12 protein-coding genes are annotated in these 16,170 nt (G+C 46.9%); 3 read left to right on the top strand and 9 right to left on the bottom strand.

Going from position 1 to position 16,170, the window contains the following annotated elements; all coding sequences use genetic code 11:
- From ACY652_RS12795 to ACY652_RS12785, 3 genes are all read right to left on the bottom strand, one after another.
- Nucleotides 1-1,110 carry an acyltransferase family protein gene (locus tag ACY652_RS12795; protein WP_462264767.1) on the bottom strand — a complete coding sequence of 370 codons (1,110 nt, stop codon included), beginning with the start codon at nucleotides 1,108-1,110 and terminating at the stop codon, nucleotides 1-3.
- A gap of 157 nt (nucleotides 1,111-1,267) precedes the next feature.
- On the bottom strand, nucleotides 1,268-2,491 hold the full coding sequence (locus ACY652_RS12790; protein WP_462264766.1) for an exo-beta-N-acetylmuramidase NamZ family protein: 1,224 nt from the start codon (nucleotides 2,489-2,491) through the stop codon (nucleotides 1,268-1,270).
- Nucleotides 2,492-2,630: 139 nt separating this feature from the next.
- Nucleotides 2,631-4,934 (bottom strand): ATP-binding protein, encoded by a 2,304-nt coding sequence (locus ACY652_RS12785; protein WP_462264765.1) that lies wholly within the window; start codon nucleotides 4,932-4,934, stop codon nucleotides 2,631-2,633.
- Nucleotides 4,935-5,368: 434 nt separating this feature from the next.
- Here ACY652_RS12785 and ACY652_RS12780 point away from each other — a divergent pair, with 434 nt between their 5' ends.
- Nucleotides 5,369-6,796 carry an MBOAT family O-acyltransferase gene (locus tag ACY652_RS12780; RefSeq protein ID WP_462264764.1) on the top strand — a complete coding sequence of 476 codons (1,428 nt, stop codon included), beginning with the start codon at nucleotides 5,369-5,371 and terminating at the stop codon, nucleotides 6,794-6,796.
- 3 nt (nucleotides 6,797-6,799) lie between these two features.
- The gene (locus tag ACY652_RS12775; RefSeq protein ID WP_462264763.1) at nucleotides 6,800-7,930 is read left to right on the top strand and encodes a hypothetical protein; all 1,131 of its coding nucleotides are present in this window, start codon (nucleotides 6,800-6,802) and stop codon (nucleotides 7,928-7,930) included.
- A gap of 105 nt (nucleotides 7,931-8,035) precedes the next feature.
- Here the strand turns inward: ACY652_RS12775 and ACY652_RS12770 are convergent, their stop codons facing one another.
- Nucleotides 8,036-8,890: an oxidoreductase gene (locus tag ACY652_RS12770; protein ID WP_462264762.1), complete on the bottom strand. Its 855-nt coding sequence runs from the start codon at nucleotides 8,888-8,890 to the stop codon at nucleotides 8,036-8,038.
- A gap of 367 nt (nucleotides 8,891-9,257) precedes the next feature.
- Between ACY652_RS12770 and ACY652_RS12765 the strand changes: the two genes are divergently transcribed.
- The gene (locus ACY652_RS12765) at nucleotides 9,258-9,737 is read left to right on the top strand and encodes a hypothetical protein (protein WP_462264761.1); all 480 of its coding nucleotides are present in this window, start codon (nucleotides 9,258-9,260) and stop codon (nucleotides 9,735-9,737) included.
- Nucleotides 9,738-10,040: 303 nt separating this feature from the next.
- On the opposite strand, the gene ACY652_RS12760 is transcribed toward ACY652_RS12765, so the two are convergent.
- The 5 genes from ACY652_RS12760 to ACY652_RS12740 form a co-directional block, all read right to left on the bottom strand.
- Nucleotides 10,041-10,883: an SDR family oxidoreductase gene (locus tag ACY652_RS12760; protein WP_462264760.1), complete on the bottom strand. Its 843-nt coding sequence runs from the start codon at nucleotides 10,881-10,883 to the stop codon at nucleotides 10,041-10,043.
- An 80-nt stretch (nucleotides 10,884-10,963) separates the two neighbouring features.
- The gene (locus ACY652_RS12755) at nucleotides 10,964-11,905 is read right to left on the bottom strand and encodes a helix-turn-helix domain-containing protein (RefSeq protein ID WP_462264759.1); all 942 of its coding nucleotides are present in this window, start codon (nucleotides 11,903-11,905) and stop codon (nucleotides 10,964-10,966) included.
- An 89-nt stretch (nucleotides 11,906-11,994) separates the two neighbouring features.
- Nucleotides 11,995-13,416: a glycoside hydrolase family 125 protein gene (locus ACY652_RS12750; protein ID WP_462264758.1), complete on the bottom strand. Its 1,422-nt coding sequence runs from the start codon at nucleotides 13,414-13,416 to the stop codon at nucleotides 11,995-11,997.
- Nucleotides 13,417-13,517: 101 nt separating this feature from the next.
- On the bottom strand, nucleotides 13,518-14,972 hold the full coding sequence (locus tag ACY652_RS12745; RefSeq protein WP_462264757.1) for a serine/threonine-protein kinase: 1,455 nt from the start codon (nucleotides 14,970-14,972) through the stop codon (nucleotides 13,518-13,520).
- Nucleotides 14,973-15,761: an FHA domain-containing protein gene (locus ACY652_RS12740; RefSeq protein ID WP_462264756.1), complete on the bottom strand. Its 789-nt coding sequence runs from the start codon at nucleotides 15,759-15,761 to the stop codon at nucleotides 14,973-14,975.
- Nucleotides 15,762-16,170: the final 409 nt, after the last annotated feature.

Genomic DNA, 16,170 nt, shown 5'->3' with positions numbered 1-16,170 from the left:
TTATGATATACTTCGCTTGGCTCTACTTTGCAGGTTTAAATACCGGCGTACCGGAACATCATAAATAATCATCACCAGGTAAGCAAACACAGTTAATAACACTACGCCTGAAATCACAATGATAGTCAGCTGACCGTTGCCTGGCTTATAACTGCTGTAATAGTTTGCGAACATCCAGATTACGGCGTAATGCGTCATATAAAGCGGATAAGAAAGATTACCGGATAAGTTGCAAATCTTTTCAGCCCTTGCACCAACCGAAGCGCCTGCTCCTAAAGCTACCAGCAATGGAAAGTAGATGATGACCACCAAAGGCTCAGTCAGCCAGTTCCAGGTTGAGAACGGCATCAGAAAAGCCATGCACAGCATTACGGCTAATGCCGTAAAATTGAGTTTTGTATGAATAATCAGCTTGTACCTGTAAACCAGCATACCGGCAATAAATGAGTAGGCAACACGTACGCCACCATCCCAAAATGTAGAGCCGCCCCAGCCGCCCACTATGGAGCCCGAACGGTAAGTTACAACGCATATTCCCGCTGCGGCAGGCAGCAGCAATAAAGCAAGCCAGCGCCGGCCTAAACGGTACAACAGCAATGCATACACTATATTAGCTATATACTCCCAGAATAACGACCATGCAGGAGCATTTAACCCGAAAAGATTAAAGGCGCGGTCTGGCATTACCGGGAAGGGAATAAGCAGCACGGTGCAAAGCCAGAGGAGGGCAACCCTGCCGGCGCTGTACACTTCCGGATGGCCGCCAAAAGGATCGAACAAAAAGGCGATAAGGCCCAGCACTGCGCCCAGCACAATTAACGGATGCAGGCGTATCAGCCGTGCCTTAAAGAAACCGGACAGCCGCATCTGCCCAAGACGGTTATCATAGGCGTAGGCAATAACAAACCCGGAAAGGCAGAAAAAGAAATCAACAGCCAGAAAACCGTGGCCTATAAAATTCTTGCTGGAGTCAGTAATAGCTACCTCCATAAAGTGAAATACCACAACAGCCAATGCTGCTATACCCCGCATTCCATCCAAAATTTCAAAATGAGGTTTTGCTGCAAGTGGCGATGAGCTTGTATTTACTTGTAAAACAGGTACTTTCATATAAATAGCTTACGGCATTGTGTATTGCAACGGCTTTAGAAAGAACTGCAATAACAAACAGATCAAATGTATGGGTTTCTGATAAACTAAAAAATTACCTGCCTGGCCTGTCGTTCCGGCAGTTACTATCCGTTTGCCGTAATAGCCGTGTAACCGGCTACTTGTATAGCAGATATTTAAGCCGCATCTTTTTGTACTGGCTCAGGCCCGGCTCCCATGTTTTCCTGATGGCTTCCTCGCTCAGGCCACCGGCAAGTTGTTTGGTAAATACATCGTTGCCTATCAGTCTTTCAATACGCCCCATAGCTGTGCTTTGGGTGTAATCAAAAAACTTTCCCTTGTCGGGATAGGCGTTATATAATTCTATCATCCATTTTAGATTGACACGCCCGGCAGCATGCAGGGCCTTTACATTGTAGTTGCGTAAATCAAGCCCGTAACAGGCCCTATCCTGGTGCAGCGGCGCTTCAGACATCCCCTTGATGCTTACCGGCGTAAAGTTGAAATCGTATTTTCCTTTCAAGGCAGGCGCCCCTAATACCGTAAACGGCATGTAGGTGCCGCGCCCCTGGCTGATGATGGTACCTTCGAACAGGCACAAAGAAGGATACAGCATTACCGAAGCCTGGGTATTCAAGTTGGGGGATGGATTTACGGGCAGCTCGTAGTACATATTATGGGTATAATTAAGTACCTGGATAACCTTTATCTTACACTGCAAGCCGTTAGGCAGCCAGTGCTGGCCATTAATCATGCGTGCAAATTCACCAATGGTCATGCCATGCGTAACTGGTACCGGGAAGCGGCCGATACCCGATTTAAAACGCATATCCAGCACCGGGCCGTCCACATAAGCATTAGGGTTGGGGCGGTCCAAGATGATCAGTTCCTTATTATTTTCGGCACAGGCTTCCATTACATCGGCCAGTGTATTAATGTGGGTATAAAAGCGGCAACCCACATCCTGAAGGTCAAAAACCATTACATCGAGGCTATCCATATCCGCTTTGGATGGCTTCCTTTTACTGCCGTAAAGGGATATAACGGGTATACCGGTTTGTGCATCTGTATCATCCTTTACCACCGCCCCGTTACTGGCATTGCCCCGGAAGCCATGCTCGGGGCCGAAAACGGTTTTGATGCGGATACCAAGCGATTGCAGGCTGTCTATACTCGCCTTTTTGCCAATAACAGAAGTTGGATTTACCACCATACCTACGCGTTTGCCACGCAGATAAGGCAGGTAAGCCGGGAGCTGGTCTGCACCGGTAACTATTCTTTGGGGTTTGGCGTTACCTGTATTTTTTGAAGCGCCATGAGGGGGTACACCTATGCAGCGGCTAACTGCCAATAGTACCAGCAGGCTCAGCAATCTTATCATATCATTTAACTTTTTAACAGCAAGTATAAAGTTTAATTGGTACAACCTGAAACTTAAAGCACCGGCCGGGCCTGTATGTACTTAGTAAGCTGGCTTATACTGGTAAATAATAATTGGTTAAATGCGTGTTTTGCTGCAATCAGGCGCCATGCAGTGCAATAAAATGCAATATTTTGCGATGAAGCTCATCGGGCATGAAAGGCTTAACCAGCACATCGTTTATGCCGGCTTCTCTGGCCCGCCCGGCCACCTCATCGGGTAAATTGGCAGTAAGCGCAATAACAGGAAGTGTAATACCGGCTTCCCTTATGCGGCGGGTAGCCTCATAACCATCCATCACCGGCATACTCAAATCCATCAGTACCAGTTGCTGCCGGCCGGGGTCTATCTTGCGGAGCGCTACTTCGCCGTTTTCGGCTACGTCTACTACAGCTCCCCAACGCTTCAGGTATGTTTGTGCCACCAGTACGTTCATCAGGTTATCTTCTACCAGTAAAATAGTAATGCCGGTGAGCGGCTGGTATTTTTCAACGGGCGTTTCCGGCACCGCCGGTTGCGGCGCAGCCGGTGTGCTTTTTTCAAAAGTTTGCGTAAAATAAAAATCAGCGCCCTCGCCTTCCTTGCTGCTTACCTGTAGGCGCGACTGCTGCAACTGCAAAATACGCTGACTAATGGCCAGCCCTAAACCTGTACCGCCAAAGCCGCGTGATATAGAAGAATCGGCCTGGGTAAACCGTTCAAAGATGAGTTTTTGCTTTTCCTCCGGTATACCAATGCCCGTATCTTTAATACTGAACAACAGCGTTACTGTAGCTGCCGCCTGCTCTTTTACTTTTACCGATACCTGCACCCTGCCGCTTGCCGTAAACTTAATGGCGTTATGCACCAGGTTGTTAATCACCTGCGATAGCCGCGTGGGGTCGCCCGTTACACGGGCCGGCATTGCTTCATCAATATCAGTTTCCAAAACAATACCCTTATCATGAGCCGAACTGCGCATACCGCTCACCACATTTTTCACAATGGTAGATACGCTCATTTCAATATGCTCGAAGGTGATTTTTCCGGCCTCAATCTTGTTATAGTCCAGTACATCATTTACAATGGCCAGCAGGTTGTTTGCCGAAAACAGCATCACATCCAGCTGCTCCACCTGATCTTCGCGCGGGGTACTCCTAAGCAGCACATTGGTCATGCCGATCACTGCGTTCAGCGGCGTGCGTATCTCATGGCTCATGTTACTTAAAAACTCGCTTTTGGCAACCAAACCCTGTTCAGCCTGCACACGGGCCTGGTTAAGAATAAAAGATACCCGGTGCGACAGCACCAGCGACTGCAGAAAGAAGAAAGTAACATAGCCTGCAAAGCTCAGCCCCTGCAATGGCGGGATAAGCACCCAGTAGTGCAGCAAGGTAATGGTAAACAGCGTCATCAGCACGGCCGAACTGCAAAGAGAGTAAACAGCGCCCGGCCGCTGCCTGCGGTAAGCCTTAATGTAGATATAAGGCACATAAACAATGCAAAATACGGTAATTACCAGAAAGGGATTGATTAATTGCGTAAACCATACAGGCGGCAGCAGCAGGCTGATAAGCGAAAACAGCACACATATTGACGTAATGGTGTACACCACAGCTTTATGCACATCCTTGGGGTACAGGTACATGGTATATAACCCAAACAGGCCTATACCCAAAAACAGGCTTATATACTCCAACCTTACGGTGATATACCAGTTAAGATGCGGCAAAATATCGTGCAGGGCATAATTATTAGTACCGCAAATACGATAGCTGTACACCATTGAGTATAAGGCAAACAGCAGGATGGCCTTATCACGGTAACCCAAAAGGTACAACCCTAAAAAGAACAGCCCGCCCATAAAAAGGCACCCGGTAAGCAGCAGATCAATCCCTGTAGCCTGCGTACGGTGAAGCCCCACCACAGCTTTAGGCCCGATGACGAGCGGCTCCCTGATACCGCCTTTGCTGTGCGCAAAATTGGCAATCTGCAGGTTGAGCTGCAGCGTATCCGCCCGGGCCGGAATATCAACCGCCTGATACTGCCAGTAAGGCATAAAATGCACTGCATTACTACTTACCACGCCATTACCGGCTACCATCTTTCCGTTCAGGTATAAACGGTAAGCCGAGTAGCCATCAGGCATGGCCAGGCGCAACAGGCCGTGGCTACGGGGCAACAATACAGTAACCTGATAGGTAGCATATCCGTACGACGATAAACGCCTGCCATTGATGGTACGGCCCGTCCAGACGAATGGGAAATTAACCAGTTGCCCTTGACCGGCATTGCCTGGCTTTGCAAGCAGCCGGTGCCAGTAAAACAGCCATTCGCCATCTAAATTTATTTCTGAGGCAAGGGTACTGGTTCGTAAATCGAGCACACCATGTTTGGCCAGCGGCGGGACTGGTTGAGAAGACAAGGTTGTACAACTGTTAAAACAAAACCCGCACAGGCTTAATATCAGCAGGTAAAAAATCTTAACATTATTCATTTTAGAATAGTGATATGCAAGGGCAAAAACAGGTTGTGTGTAAGGATGCCAAAGTAAACGTATAAATTTTTTTAATGTTACGGGAACCCGTTTTTTTGAATTAAAAAATTTATAGTCCTTTATGCTGTTCTGGCTGATTACAGACATCCGGTGTTGCGATCGACAGTCAGGATTTATATACCGATACTTACTGTTTTCCGCTTAATCAATTTCAGCAGATGTAAACACATTATATGCCTATTAAGTAAACTGGTTACCCATAAGGAAACAAAACAGTTACTCATGCTTAATTGTATTCTTAAAATCTCTAATTTGCACGGCTTAATTCTAAAGTATTGTAAAGCTGCCTGCACACCATCAGAATGAACTTTATTACCCTCAGCTACGCCGGTTTCCTTGTTGCAACCTTTACTATTTATTGGGCGCTTCAGTCGAAATTAAAAGTTCAAAACCTGTTTATTCTGGTTGCCAATTATGTATTTTATGGCTGGTGGGATTACCGCTTTCTGCTGCTGCTTTTCTCTTTTGCCACATTCGATTATTTTATCGGCATTGCCATGCATAAAGCCCGGCAACCGCAGCGTAAGCAGCTGTTGGCCCTAAGCATCACGCTTAACATTGGTACTTTATTTATCTGTAAGTACCTTAACTTTTTTATCGACTCCCTGCACACTGGCCTGCTTAGTGCTGGTGTAAACAACAGCCTGCATACCTTAAACATTATATTACCTGTTGGGCTTAGCTTCTTTACGTTTCAAACCCTCAGCTATTCGCTGGATATTTACAAGGGGAAAATTCAGCCCACTACTGATTACGTAGTGTTTTTAGGTTTTACCAGCTTTTTTCCGCAATTGCTGGCCGGCCCTATTGAACGGGCATCGCAGTTGATTCCGCAACTGGCCAGCAAAAGGGTATTTAATTATGAGCAGGCAGTGGATGGGGCAAGGCAAATTACTTATGGTATTTTCAAAAAAGTAGTGATTGCCGATCATCTTGCTGTGTTTGTTGAGCAAGTCTTCAGCAACTACCAGCACGCCGGCAGCGGCGAACTGCTAAAGGGTACCATATTTTTTGCGATACAATTGTATGCAGATTTTTCAGGGTACTCGGATATTGCCATTGGAACGGGTAAACTATTAGGATTTCAGCTGACCACAAATTTTAAAACGCCTTTTTTTGCGCGTTCCATACCCGAAAGCTGGTCCCGCTGGCATATTTCGCTAACCACTTGGTTTAGAGATTATGTGTTCATCCCGCTGGTTCGTAAAAACAAATCCAGCATTCTATGGCGTATTTACTGCACAGTACTGCTCTTTGTGCTGATTGGCTTTTGGCATGGCGCCAACTCCACGTTTATTGTTTTTGGTGTATTGCATGGCCTTTACTTTATACCTAACATTCTTTCTAAAAGAATTACAGCCTTAAAAGAAGTGATTACATTTTTAAAAGAAAACGTTTTATTTTCGAAAATATCCATTGCAGTAAACTTTCTGATAGTCGCGCTTACCATTGTGCTTTTCAGGGCACCTGATATGAAGGTAGCTATAGTATATTACCAGCGCATGTTTGGTCTGCATTCATTTTCAGTACCTGATCAGGAAACCATCAACTGGATATTAATATTAACCGCATTTTTTGCCTTTGAGTGGATACAGCAGGATAAAAAACAACTGTTTGATATCCGCAGCTTTTACCCGCCGGTTAGGGTGGCCCTTCAGTTGAGCCTGATGCTGGTCATATTATATTATGGCTTTTTCGGGATGGCCGGATTTATCTATTTTAAATTTTAGCGGATGAAGAAGTTTCTGACTAAATTATTGATTTACAGCAGTCCGGCTATCATCTACCTGCTGTTGGGTGAGGTGCTGTTGTATAAGTATAAAGAAACCGTTCCTTTAAATACCGTAGTACAGCAGCAGGCCGGCAGCAAGCAGGAACTCTACTTCTTCAGAAAATGCTTTAATACGCCTACCGCCTTGTATAAAAGGAAGATGGTAGAAATTAAGAAGCCCGACATCTTAGCATTGGGGGTTTCCATATCGCTGCAATTCCGCAGTCTGCTCTTTTATCCTTATGAAAACCGCTTTTACAATGCAGGCTTTATGGTAAACAATCTGCAAGACTTTGAATCATATATAGACCTGCTGCACACAAATGCGCTGCACAAGCCCAGGCTTATTATCTTTACGCTTGACCCCTCATGGATTCAGCATCTCGGCTTCTATGATTTCAGGAACAACATCACCAACCCGGTTCTTGACGAAATCAAACATCCTAACCTGCATGTAAAAGCGGTACAGGAGGCCATGCAGTTTACTTTCAATACTTATCCGAATGTTCGGTTTAACGGACCGGGTTTTGGTGCACCCGCTATGCAGAGAAACGGGTACCGCAGGGATGGCAGCCTGAATAACCGTGTGCAGATTGATACTTATTTAGCAAAGCGCCACTACATGGATTATGATTACAAGCAGCACCTTAAAAACTCAACCTTTGTTTTTGCACACCCGCTTCAGGTTGACAATGAGAAAATCAAATCACTTATGCACTGCTTTGAAGCGCTCAGAGCCATGAACATTCAGCTCATTATCTACTTTCCGCCCATAGCCGATGATTTTTACCAATATACCAGGCATAACGTTAGCTATACACGCGTGTTCTCTGCGTATCTGCAATTGCAAGCTGAATTGCAGCGCCGCCGTTATCAGGTTATTCCTTTTGCTACGCCCGGCCAGCTTGGCTTAACCGATGATTATATGCTGGATGCTATCCATCCGGGTGAGGTAATCATGAGCAGGCAGTTCTATCAATACATGGCCGGCCATCCCGAAGCCTTGAAAACCATACTAGGCCTCGATCTTGCCCACCTGAAGCAGGTGGCTTATCAGCACACTTTATGTCCACTGTCATTTAACGGCGAGTAACAGCAAACACATCGGCAATATATAAAGCCTGCGACAGCCAATCGCAGGCTGTACCTGTCAAATCCTTACCGTTTGTAAACCTGGCTTGCAGGGTTAGCGAAACCTCTATTGTTCCGTATCCGGATAGTCGGCACTCAGCGACAGTTCTTTTAAGGTTGTAAAATTTTCTTTCAGTTCATCTGCTTTCTGCACTGCCATATCATAGGCCATTTTTCCTAAAACAAGGCGCAGTTGCGGCTGCCTGCTTTCTACAGCCTTAATAATGGCTTCGCAGCCACGCACCGGATCGCCTTTCTGCCTGCCGCTGCCTTCCAGGCTCGCCTGCATCCGTTTGCCTACCACCTCCTTATAATCGTCAGCCTGCACTTCTGTGCGGCTGGCAGAGCGGCCGGCCATATCGGTACGGAAAGATCCCGGCTCAACCAGCAGTACCTTGATGCCCAGCGGCTCCACTTCTTTTGACAGCGATTCTGACAAACCCTCCACAGCAAACTTAGTGGCATGGTAATACCCTGTTGACGGAAAGCCAACCAATCCGCCGATGGAAGAGAAATTGATGATGTAACCGCTGCGCTGCCTGCGCATTCCGGGCAGTACCTGCTTAATCATTTTCACCAACCCAAAAAAGTTAGTTTCAAATTGCGCCCTGATCTTATCTTCCTCTCCTTCCTCAATGGCTGTAAAGTATCCGTAACCGGCGTTATTAACCAGTACATCAATTTTACCGAACTTTTCCTGCGCTTGCTTAACCGCTGAAGCCACCTGCCGCTCACTGGTTACATCAAGTGCCAATACCAGTGCTGCCTGATCATAACCCTCAGCCAAATCCGCAACTTTATCAGTGTCGCGGGCTGTAATTACGGCATTCCATCCCCGGCTTAGTACCATCCTGGCAAGTTCGCGGCCAAAGCCCGTAGAGCATCCGGTGATAAACCATACCGGCTGAGTTGATTTTTCCATAAGAGCTTAAAAAATTTGACTCATATCAATACAGTTGATAAAATAATTTGTGCGGCACAGTATGCCCAAATGATATTCGCATTACAATAAGGTACTTATTACTACCCTGCCCACTACCATTATGCTGCTAAAACAAGCAGATAAGGCTACCTTTTTATTATGCCGGATCATATCTTATTGTATTTTATACACTAAGCTACAGACCGAATTATTAGCATATTGTAAATTATACACTACCAAAAACAACTAATTTTAATTTTATTAAATTAATTCATGATATTTAATAAATATTATATAATAATTTCAATAAATTTTTCATTTTAATAACATATGGCCAACTTTGCTGACATACTTTAACAAAAGAAAAATGAAAAATTTAGTATTGATTGGTTTAATCGTCGCACTATTCTCTTTCAACGTAAAAGCCGCTGGCATCAACAAAATTGCTGATAATGCGGTTGAAGCAAATGATGTAACTACACGCCAGTTTGCCAACGATTTTACCGGTGCTACCGAAGTAAAATGGAGCAAAAACAAATACCTGCAGCAAGTTGACTTTGTATTTAACGGTGAACCGGCAAGCGCCTTTTACAATTACAATGGCGAGTTTTTAGGCCTTATATATAATTTAGATTTCAAAACTCTTCCTGCGAAAGCCATGAAGCAAATTGAAAAAAACTACAAAGGCTATACCTTAAATAAGGTAATTTTATTGCAAGCCCCTGAAAATATGAGCGGTGATGCCGATCAGGTAGCTTACTTTGCCGACCTGAAAAAGAACAACAGCGAAGTATTGGTACGAATTACACCACAAGCCAACGTGGAGCTTTTCCAGCAGATACGCTAATCCCCTGTTAACATTCCTATGTAAGTGAGCCATGTATAATGCATGGCTTTTTTGTTTAGCGTTGCCCGAACCTGGATCTCAAAAAATTTCAGGATGAGCGGGAGAACCAGTTGGCACCCATAACAAAGGATCAACCAGTGCCGGCATGGGGCTATTAACGGTGTCTTGTGCGTGTACAACTAATGATTATAGCTATAATAACCAGCAACGAATCTGCACTTTGATGAATTCTTTTTACAGATTGATTGCTGGTTACAGCTTGCCTGAAACTATTGCGCTGCTGCTTTTATAAAAACTCGCGGACTATTTATAGTCGGTAGACAACGTTGTTTCCTTGTTGGCTTCAATACCGCTTTGCAGCATTTGAATTTTGTAGTTGGCAAATTGCAGTGCATCAGAACCCAGCAGCAACCGCAAGGGCGCCTCACTTAACCGGGCAGTTTTAATGATAACTTCGGCAATTTTTTGAGGATCGCCGATTTGTGTACCGGGTACGTCTTCTTTATGCTTGCGTTTTTCTTCGGCAACAGCGGTATAGGCCGGTACAGGGTGCCGGGGCGTAACTACGGAGCCGCTGCTTAAGAAATTGGTGCGTACATAACCGGGTTCTATGATGGTTGTTTTAATGCCAAAAGGCTGCACTTCCTGTGCTAATGCTTCAGACAGGCCCTCTACCGCAAATTTTGTTGCGCAGTAAATGCCCCAGCCTGCACCGGCAATAAGGCCGAACACCGAAGATAGGTTAAAGATATGGCCGGATGATGCCGCACGCATGTGCGGCAATATAGCCCGGGTTACATTCAGCAGGCCAAAAACGTTAATGTCAAAACTCTCCTGTACCTCTTTGGCCGATGCTTCCTCAATACCGCCGATTAAGCCAAAACCGGCGTTATTCACCAGTACATCAATGGTTTTAAAATGCGTTATAGCTGATTTTACCGCTTCGGCAATACTTGCCTCACTTGTAATATCAACCTGTAAGGGCAAAAACTGCGAAGAATCAGTATTTACTGCACTTTTAAGCGCCTCCAAACTACGGGCGGTTGCCGCTACATTGCAGCCTTCGGCAAGTAAACTTTTCACTAAAACCAGCCCTATACCCTGGGAGCAGCCGGTGACGAACCATGTTTTGCTTTGATTTTCCATTACATTTAAATTTGATAATGCAAAGGAACCAACTGTAGCTCAACCGGCGTTTATTTAAACCACAGGTATTATTGTGAGTTTCAAATATGAAGTGCAATGGCAGCAGTTTCCCTGAACAATGAGGGTGTCATCTGCTCCTTTTTGCTGAAGAACGAAGTAAAAGCAGCCTGTTCAGCAAATCCTAAAGCGTGGCTTATCGCCTTTATATCCCAGTCGGTTTGTATAAGCAAGGTTTTTGCTTCATAAAGCAGCCGCTCTTGTATGTGCTCCCGCAGGGTTTTGCCGGTTTGCTGCTTTACCAATGCGTTCAGGTAATTGGGATGCAGGTGCAGCTGGCCGGCAAACTCTGCTGCCGTTCTCGTCTTTACCATACCGGCAGGGCCTTGTACCTGAAAAGCCGCCTCCAGCAAATTTAAAAACCCATATATATAACGATAATTTTCAGGCACTTCCACATCAGCTAAATTTCTGCCTGCCCGCCTGGCTTCCAGCAGTATCATCTGCAGGTGCAGTAATATGGCATGTTTCCGGTCGTGATTATCGCTTGCATCTTCCTGCAGCATCAGCCTGAAAAACTGGTCGGTTCTGGCCGACTGCGCTTCATCTAACTGAATTACCGCTTTTGATGCCTTGAAGTAAGGATAATTTCTGAATAGCTGCAGCAGGTGTGCCGCATCATTAAAATAATGAGGGTGAACAAGGCAAAAGTGACCGCCGGTAGCTTTAGAAGTTACCTGCCACGACATGATCTCGTCCGGATGCAGAAAGGCAATATCACCTGCACTCATCAAATACCGGTGCAAGCCCACCGTAAGCACACCTGTACCCGAAGTAATATGGAATATTTTATAGAACTGTCTCCTGTTAGGCGAAATGTAGTCTTTAACCGGATATTCATCCCTGTTTCTGATTACAAAATAATTAGCATCCGGCGGATAATGCTCAACATTTAAAAACGGTTCCTTAAAGCTGTTTTGTGTAAAGGTATCTAAGCCAAAGCGCGGAATTTCTGCTTTATCCATACACAAAGTTACCAATAATTAGAGGGTTGAGTTGTTGGCATAAGGTAATGATTGCGGCAACCCATTTAGCTGATGATTGCCGCAATTGCTTATACCAGCAGGCGGGGACTTTGACGGTAGGTTTTCCAGAGCAATTCGCCAAACAGCGTATTGGCCCAGGCAAACCAGGCGCGGGTAAACTTGGTGGCATCGTTCTTATTAAATGATTCGTGCATAAAGCCGGTGCCGCCATGCGTAGCCTGCAGCATCTTTATACAGTTATGTATTTCGGCATCATCCACGCTGGTAAGCGCCCTGATGATGATGCTGATAGGCCATATCATATCCTTACCTACGTGCGGCCCGCCAATACCTTCGCCTGCCGTACCCTTAAAGAAGAACGGGTTCCCGGTTGAAAGCAACAGCTTACGGGTATTTTGATATACCGCATCAGTAACCGGTACGGCATCCAGGTAAGGCAACCCCAGCAAGCTGGGTACGTTGGCATCATCCATCAGGTTATAGCTGCCAAAGCCATTTACCTCGTAAGCATACACCTTACCATACTGCGGGTGGCTAACGGTAGCATGGGTGTCCAGTGCCTGTTTTACCTCATCGGCCAATGCGGTAAGCTGGCTGCTTAAAGTGCTGTCTTTACTGATTTGCTGCACCATCTCTGCCGCCTGCCGTAAGCTTACCACCGCAAAAAAGTTGGAAGGGATGAGGAAAGAATAGATGGTGGCATCATCACTGGGGCGAAAGGTGGAGCAGATAAGCCCTACCGGTTTTACGGGGTAACCATAACCTGCCATCGGCACCCCATCGGTAGCCCAGGCAGTATTGCGCTGAAACGAGTACGGCCCGTCGCCATCCTTGCGCTGCTGCTCCTTAAAGGTTTGCAGCGTTAGCGCAATACCCTGCTTCCAGCTGGCATCAAAGGGGGCAATATCGCCGGTATCCTTCCAGTAGCGGTAAGCCAGGCGGATGGGGTAACAAAGCGAGTCGATCTCCCATTTACGCTCGTGCAGGCCGGGCTTCATCTTGGTCAGGTCGTTTTTCCATTCGCCTACCTGGGTAGGGCTGTTATAAAAGGCGTTGGCATACGGGTCGCGCAGTATGCAGGCGGTTTGCCGGCGTACCACACCGGCTACCAGGTGCTGTAACTGTGGATCCGCTTTTATTAAACTCAGATAGGGCCATACCTGCGCACTGCTGTCGCGCAGCCACATGGCATCTATATCGCCGGTAATCACATACGTATCGGGCTTGCCGTTTTGCTGCGTATAGGTAACGGTAGTATCCAACGTGTTCGGAAAGCAGTTGTTGAACAGCCAGCCCAGTTCGGGGTTATTGATGTTCTTTTGAAACTCGGCAATAGCCCGTTCCACTGCCGGACTGGCAAAACGCCGCTGACCTGCCGCTTTCCTTACTTCTGGGTAAGCGGTGTTGCTTAATGCTAACGCTTTAAAATCAGGCACAAGTAACCCTGCACTTAAAGTAGCAGTACATTGTATAAAAGATCTTCTTTTCATAGGAGCTTATTGAATGGTATGCAATTGCAAGTGTACAGGTTTTGAGAGGATTATTCAACTATTAAGAAATGAGCAGGTATGGTTATGTATTGACGATAGCATTAAAAGAAAATATCAAAGATACTATGCCGCCGCCTTTTTTTGGGTCGTTGTTGTACCGGAGGCGAATAACGCCTTTTCGCAGCACGCGCCGCGGCTGCTTTTTTAGCCGCGGCCTGTACAGCTGGGTCAATAAAGGGCTTGATACCAGGTAAGGCCGAATGCAACGCCGTTGTATACGAAACGTTATAGGATACCGGGGCCGGGGCCGTATTGAGCTGCCCTCTGTGGCGGGCATAGCGAATAGCAAGAGCAAAAGCCGCAGTTATGCCAATGGCGAGCAATACCACTACGTAACGTTTCAGGTGCAGTATGGAACTCTTTAATTCAAAATTGCCTCTTGCTGCGTTAAAGGTACCCCCTGCCCTTACCAGCATCAACTTTAAATCACCTATCTGCTTATCCTGCAGCTGGTGTTGCTGCTGGTATTGGTTTACCAGTTCCTGCAAACGTTCATTCTCGCTTTGCAGCACCGGCACCCCTGCGGCAGAGGCGATATCATCAGGCTGAACGGTATCCTTTACCGGGGCCTGCATTACCGGCGCCGCGGCTGCAAGGCTGCCCAGCCCTACAACTTCCTGCAGGGCTACGCCATCGGCAAAGCGGTCGCCCGGGTCTTTGCTCAGGCATCGGTTCACCACGCTTAACAGCCAGGCGGGTACGGCCATTTCACGCTCCTGCTGCTCTGCGCTCCATTCAGCAGGCAGCCGCTCTTGCCGGAAAGGCAGCAGATCGGGCACCGGGGCTTCTAAGTGCGAGATCATCACCTGGTTGCGCGAGGTTTCACTGTAAGTGTCCATCACGAAGGGCACCCGCCCGGCCAGCAGTTCGTACAGCACTACGCCGTAGCTGTAAATATCGGTCTGCGGCAGCATGGTGCCCTGGTTTTGCTCGGGTGCCATAAACTCAATAGCCCCGGCATGGCGCAGGCTGGTGCGGCGCTGCTCCTCGCTCATCAGCGCCAGCCCGAAATCCAGCAGCACATAATTGCCGCTGCGGGTGTTGTAGCGCACATTGTTGCTTTTAATGTCGCCGTGCTGCACGCCTATCCGGTGGCAATGCGCCAGCGCCGAGGCCAGCTGGTCGGCTACCTTGATCACTTCCCGAACCGGAAACACCGGCGGGTGCGGGGTTTGCAGTAAATCGTACAAATCAGGCCCCTCAATGTACTCCATCTCAATATAGGGAAAAGAGCCGCTCTCGGTTAAACCTGATGACAGTATCTTTACCACATAAGGCGAAGCCTGTTCATTTACCTTGTACAGCTTTTCTACCTCGTTTAAAAAGCTGCGGTAGTTTTTATCCTCTGTGCTTTCATTAAAAATGGGCGTAGGCAGCAGCTTCACTGCGGTATAAATATCAGCTTTGCGCCGCCCCTTATATACTGATCCCTGGCCGCCGGTTTTCATGGCGCCCAGGTTTTCCAATCCTTCAACTATGGTAAATACTTTAGCCATCTATACCGGCTCCGAATGATAGCTGAATTCGATTACGGCGGATTCGCCCAGAATGATCTGATCGCCTTCAGCTAAGTGATGCCCGATTTCCGCCGAGTGCAGCTTTACAGGCTCGTCTCCGCCGGCCGGGCGTATTTTAATTTTGTTGCGGGGCGGTACACCGCCCTCATCGGCATACAGCACAAAGCAGGCCGCCTCGTTGTTCCACTCCACATGCGCATGTTGCCTGCTGATGTATTTATTGGCAGGATGAGCAGCCTCAGACGGAAAAGCAATCTGGTTGGTACGAAAAAAGCCGTCGGCAGCCTGCGCCTTTTTGTCGCGGCCGATGTTTACTTTTTTAATACCCGAAGTTAAGGTATACTCCTGCTGAACGGCCTCCCCGTTCAGCACACGAATGTAGGCCGTAGCCGTATGCTGTATGAAATGCTTATTGGTTTTTATAAACAAGGCCGCATCCAGGTGAGGGGCCTTTACCGCTTCGGGCGGGCAATCGTTCTCAGCATCAATTTCCAGTGTCCAGCTATCGGGCAAGCCCAAAGCATAATCATCTGCTATCTTTTGTATCTCTTCCTTAAACCGGTCCGGCTCTTCTGCATAAACGGCAGCCTCGTATAAATGCTTGTCCTCATCGGGCGCAGTGATGAACAGCAGCAATCCTTTAATATAACTGCCCTCGCCGCCTTCCGCCTTTTGCAGTTCATCTTTTACAAAACGCAGCAAAGCATGGCGTATGCCCTTAATATCATCGGGCCGTTCGCTGGCTTTGCCCTTAAAAAAATCAAACATGGTGCTAATTTAAACCGGTTGTTAAGTTACGCAAGATATTTTATTATGTTTTTTTAAAATGAGCAGTATTAGTGATGAAGAGAAGTTGATGTAGCAATATGATTAAATACTTCATTGTACTTTTTTTGTTATTCTATCATTCAACGCTTCTGTCATTCAATCACCGGTTTTCAGGGCGTTGCCTCGCGGCCCGCGCTTTCCGCTGCAAATCCTCGCTCGTACCTCGCTGTGGGTTTTCCGCTGCAATCGCTAACGCAAAAAGTAACGCAGAATTTCCGGCTGTTATCAGTTAAAGGCGGCACCTGATGACAAATTTGTGTCAGCGTTCACGGTGTTCACAGGTGTTCACACCATCGTGAACGTGAACACCGTGAACGCTGAATGTATCACTATACCAAGGCTCAAAATA

The sequence above is a fragment of the Mucilaginibacter sp. genome, from assembly GCF_965200995.1.
GTDB lineage: Bacteria > Bacteroidota > Bacteroidia > Sphingobacteriales > Sphingobacteriaceae > Mucilaginibacter.
This window is presented reverse-complemented; position numbering and strand designations above follow the sequence as displayed.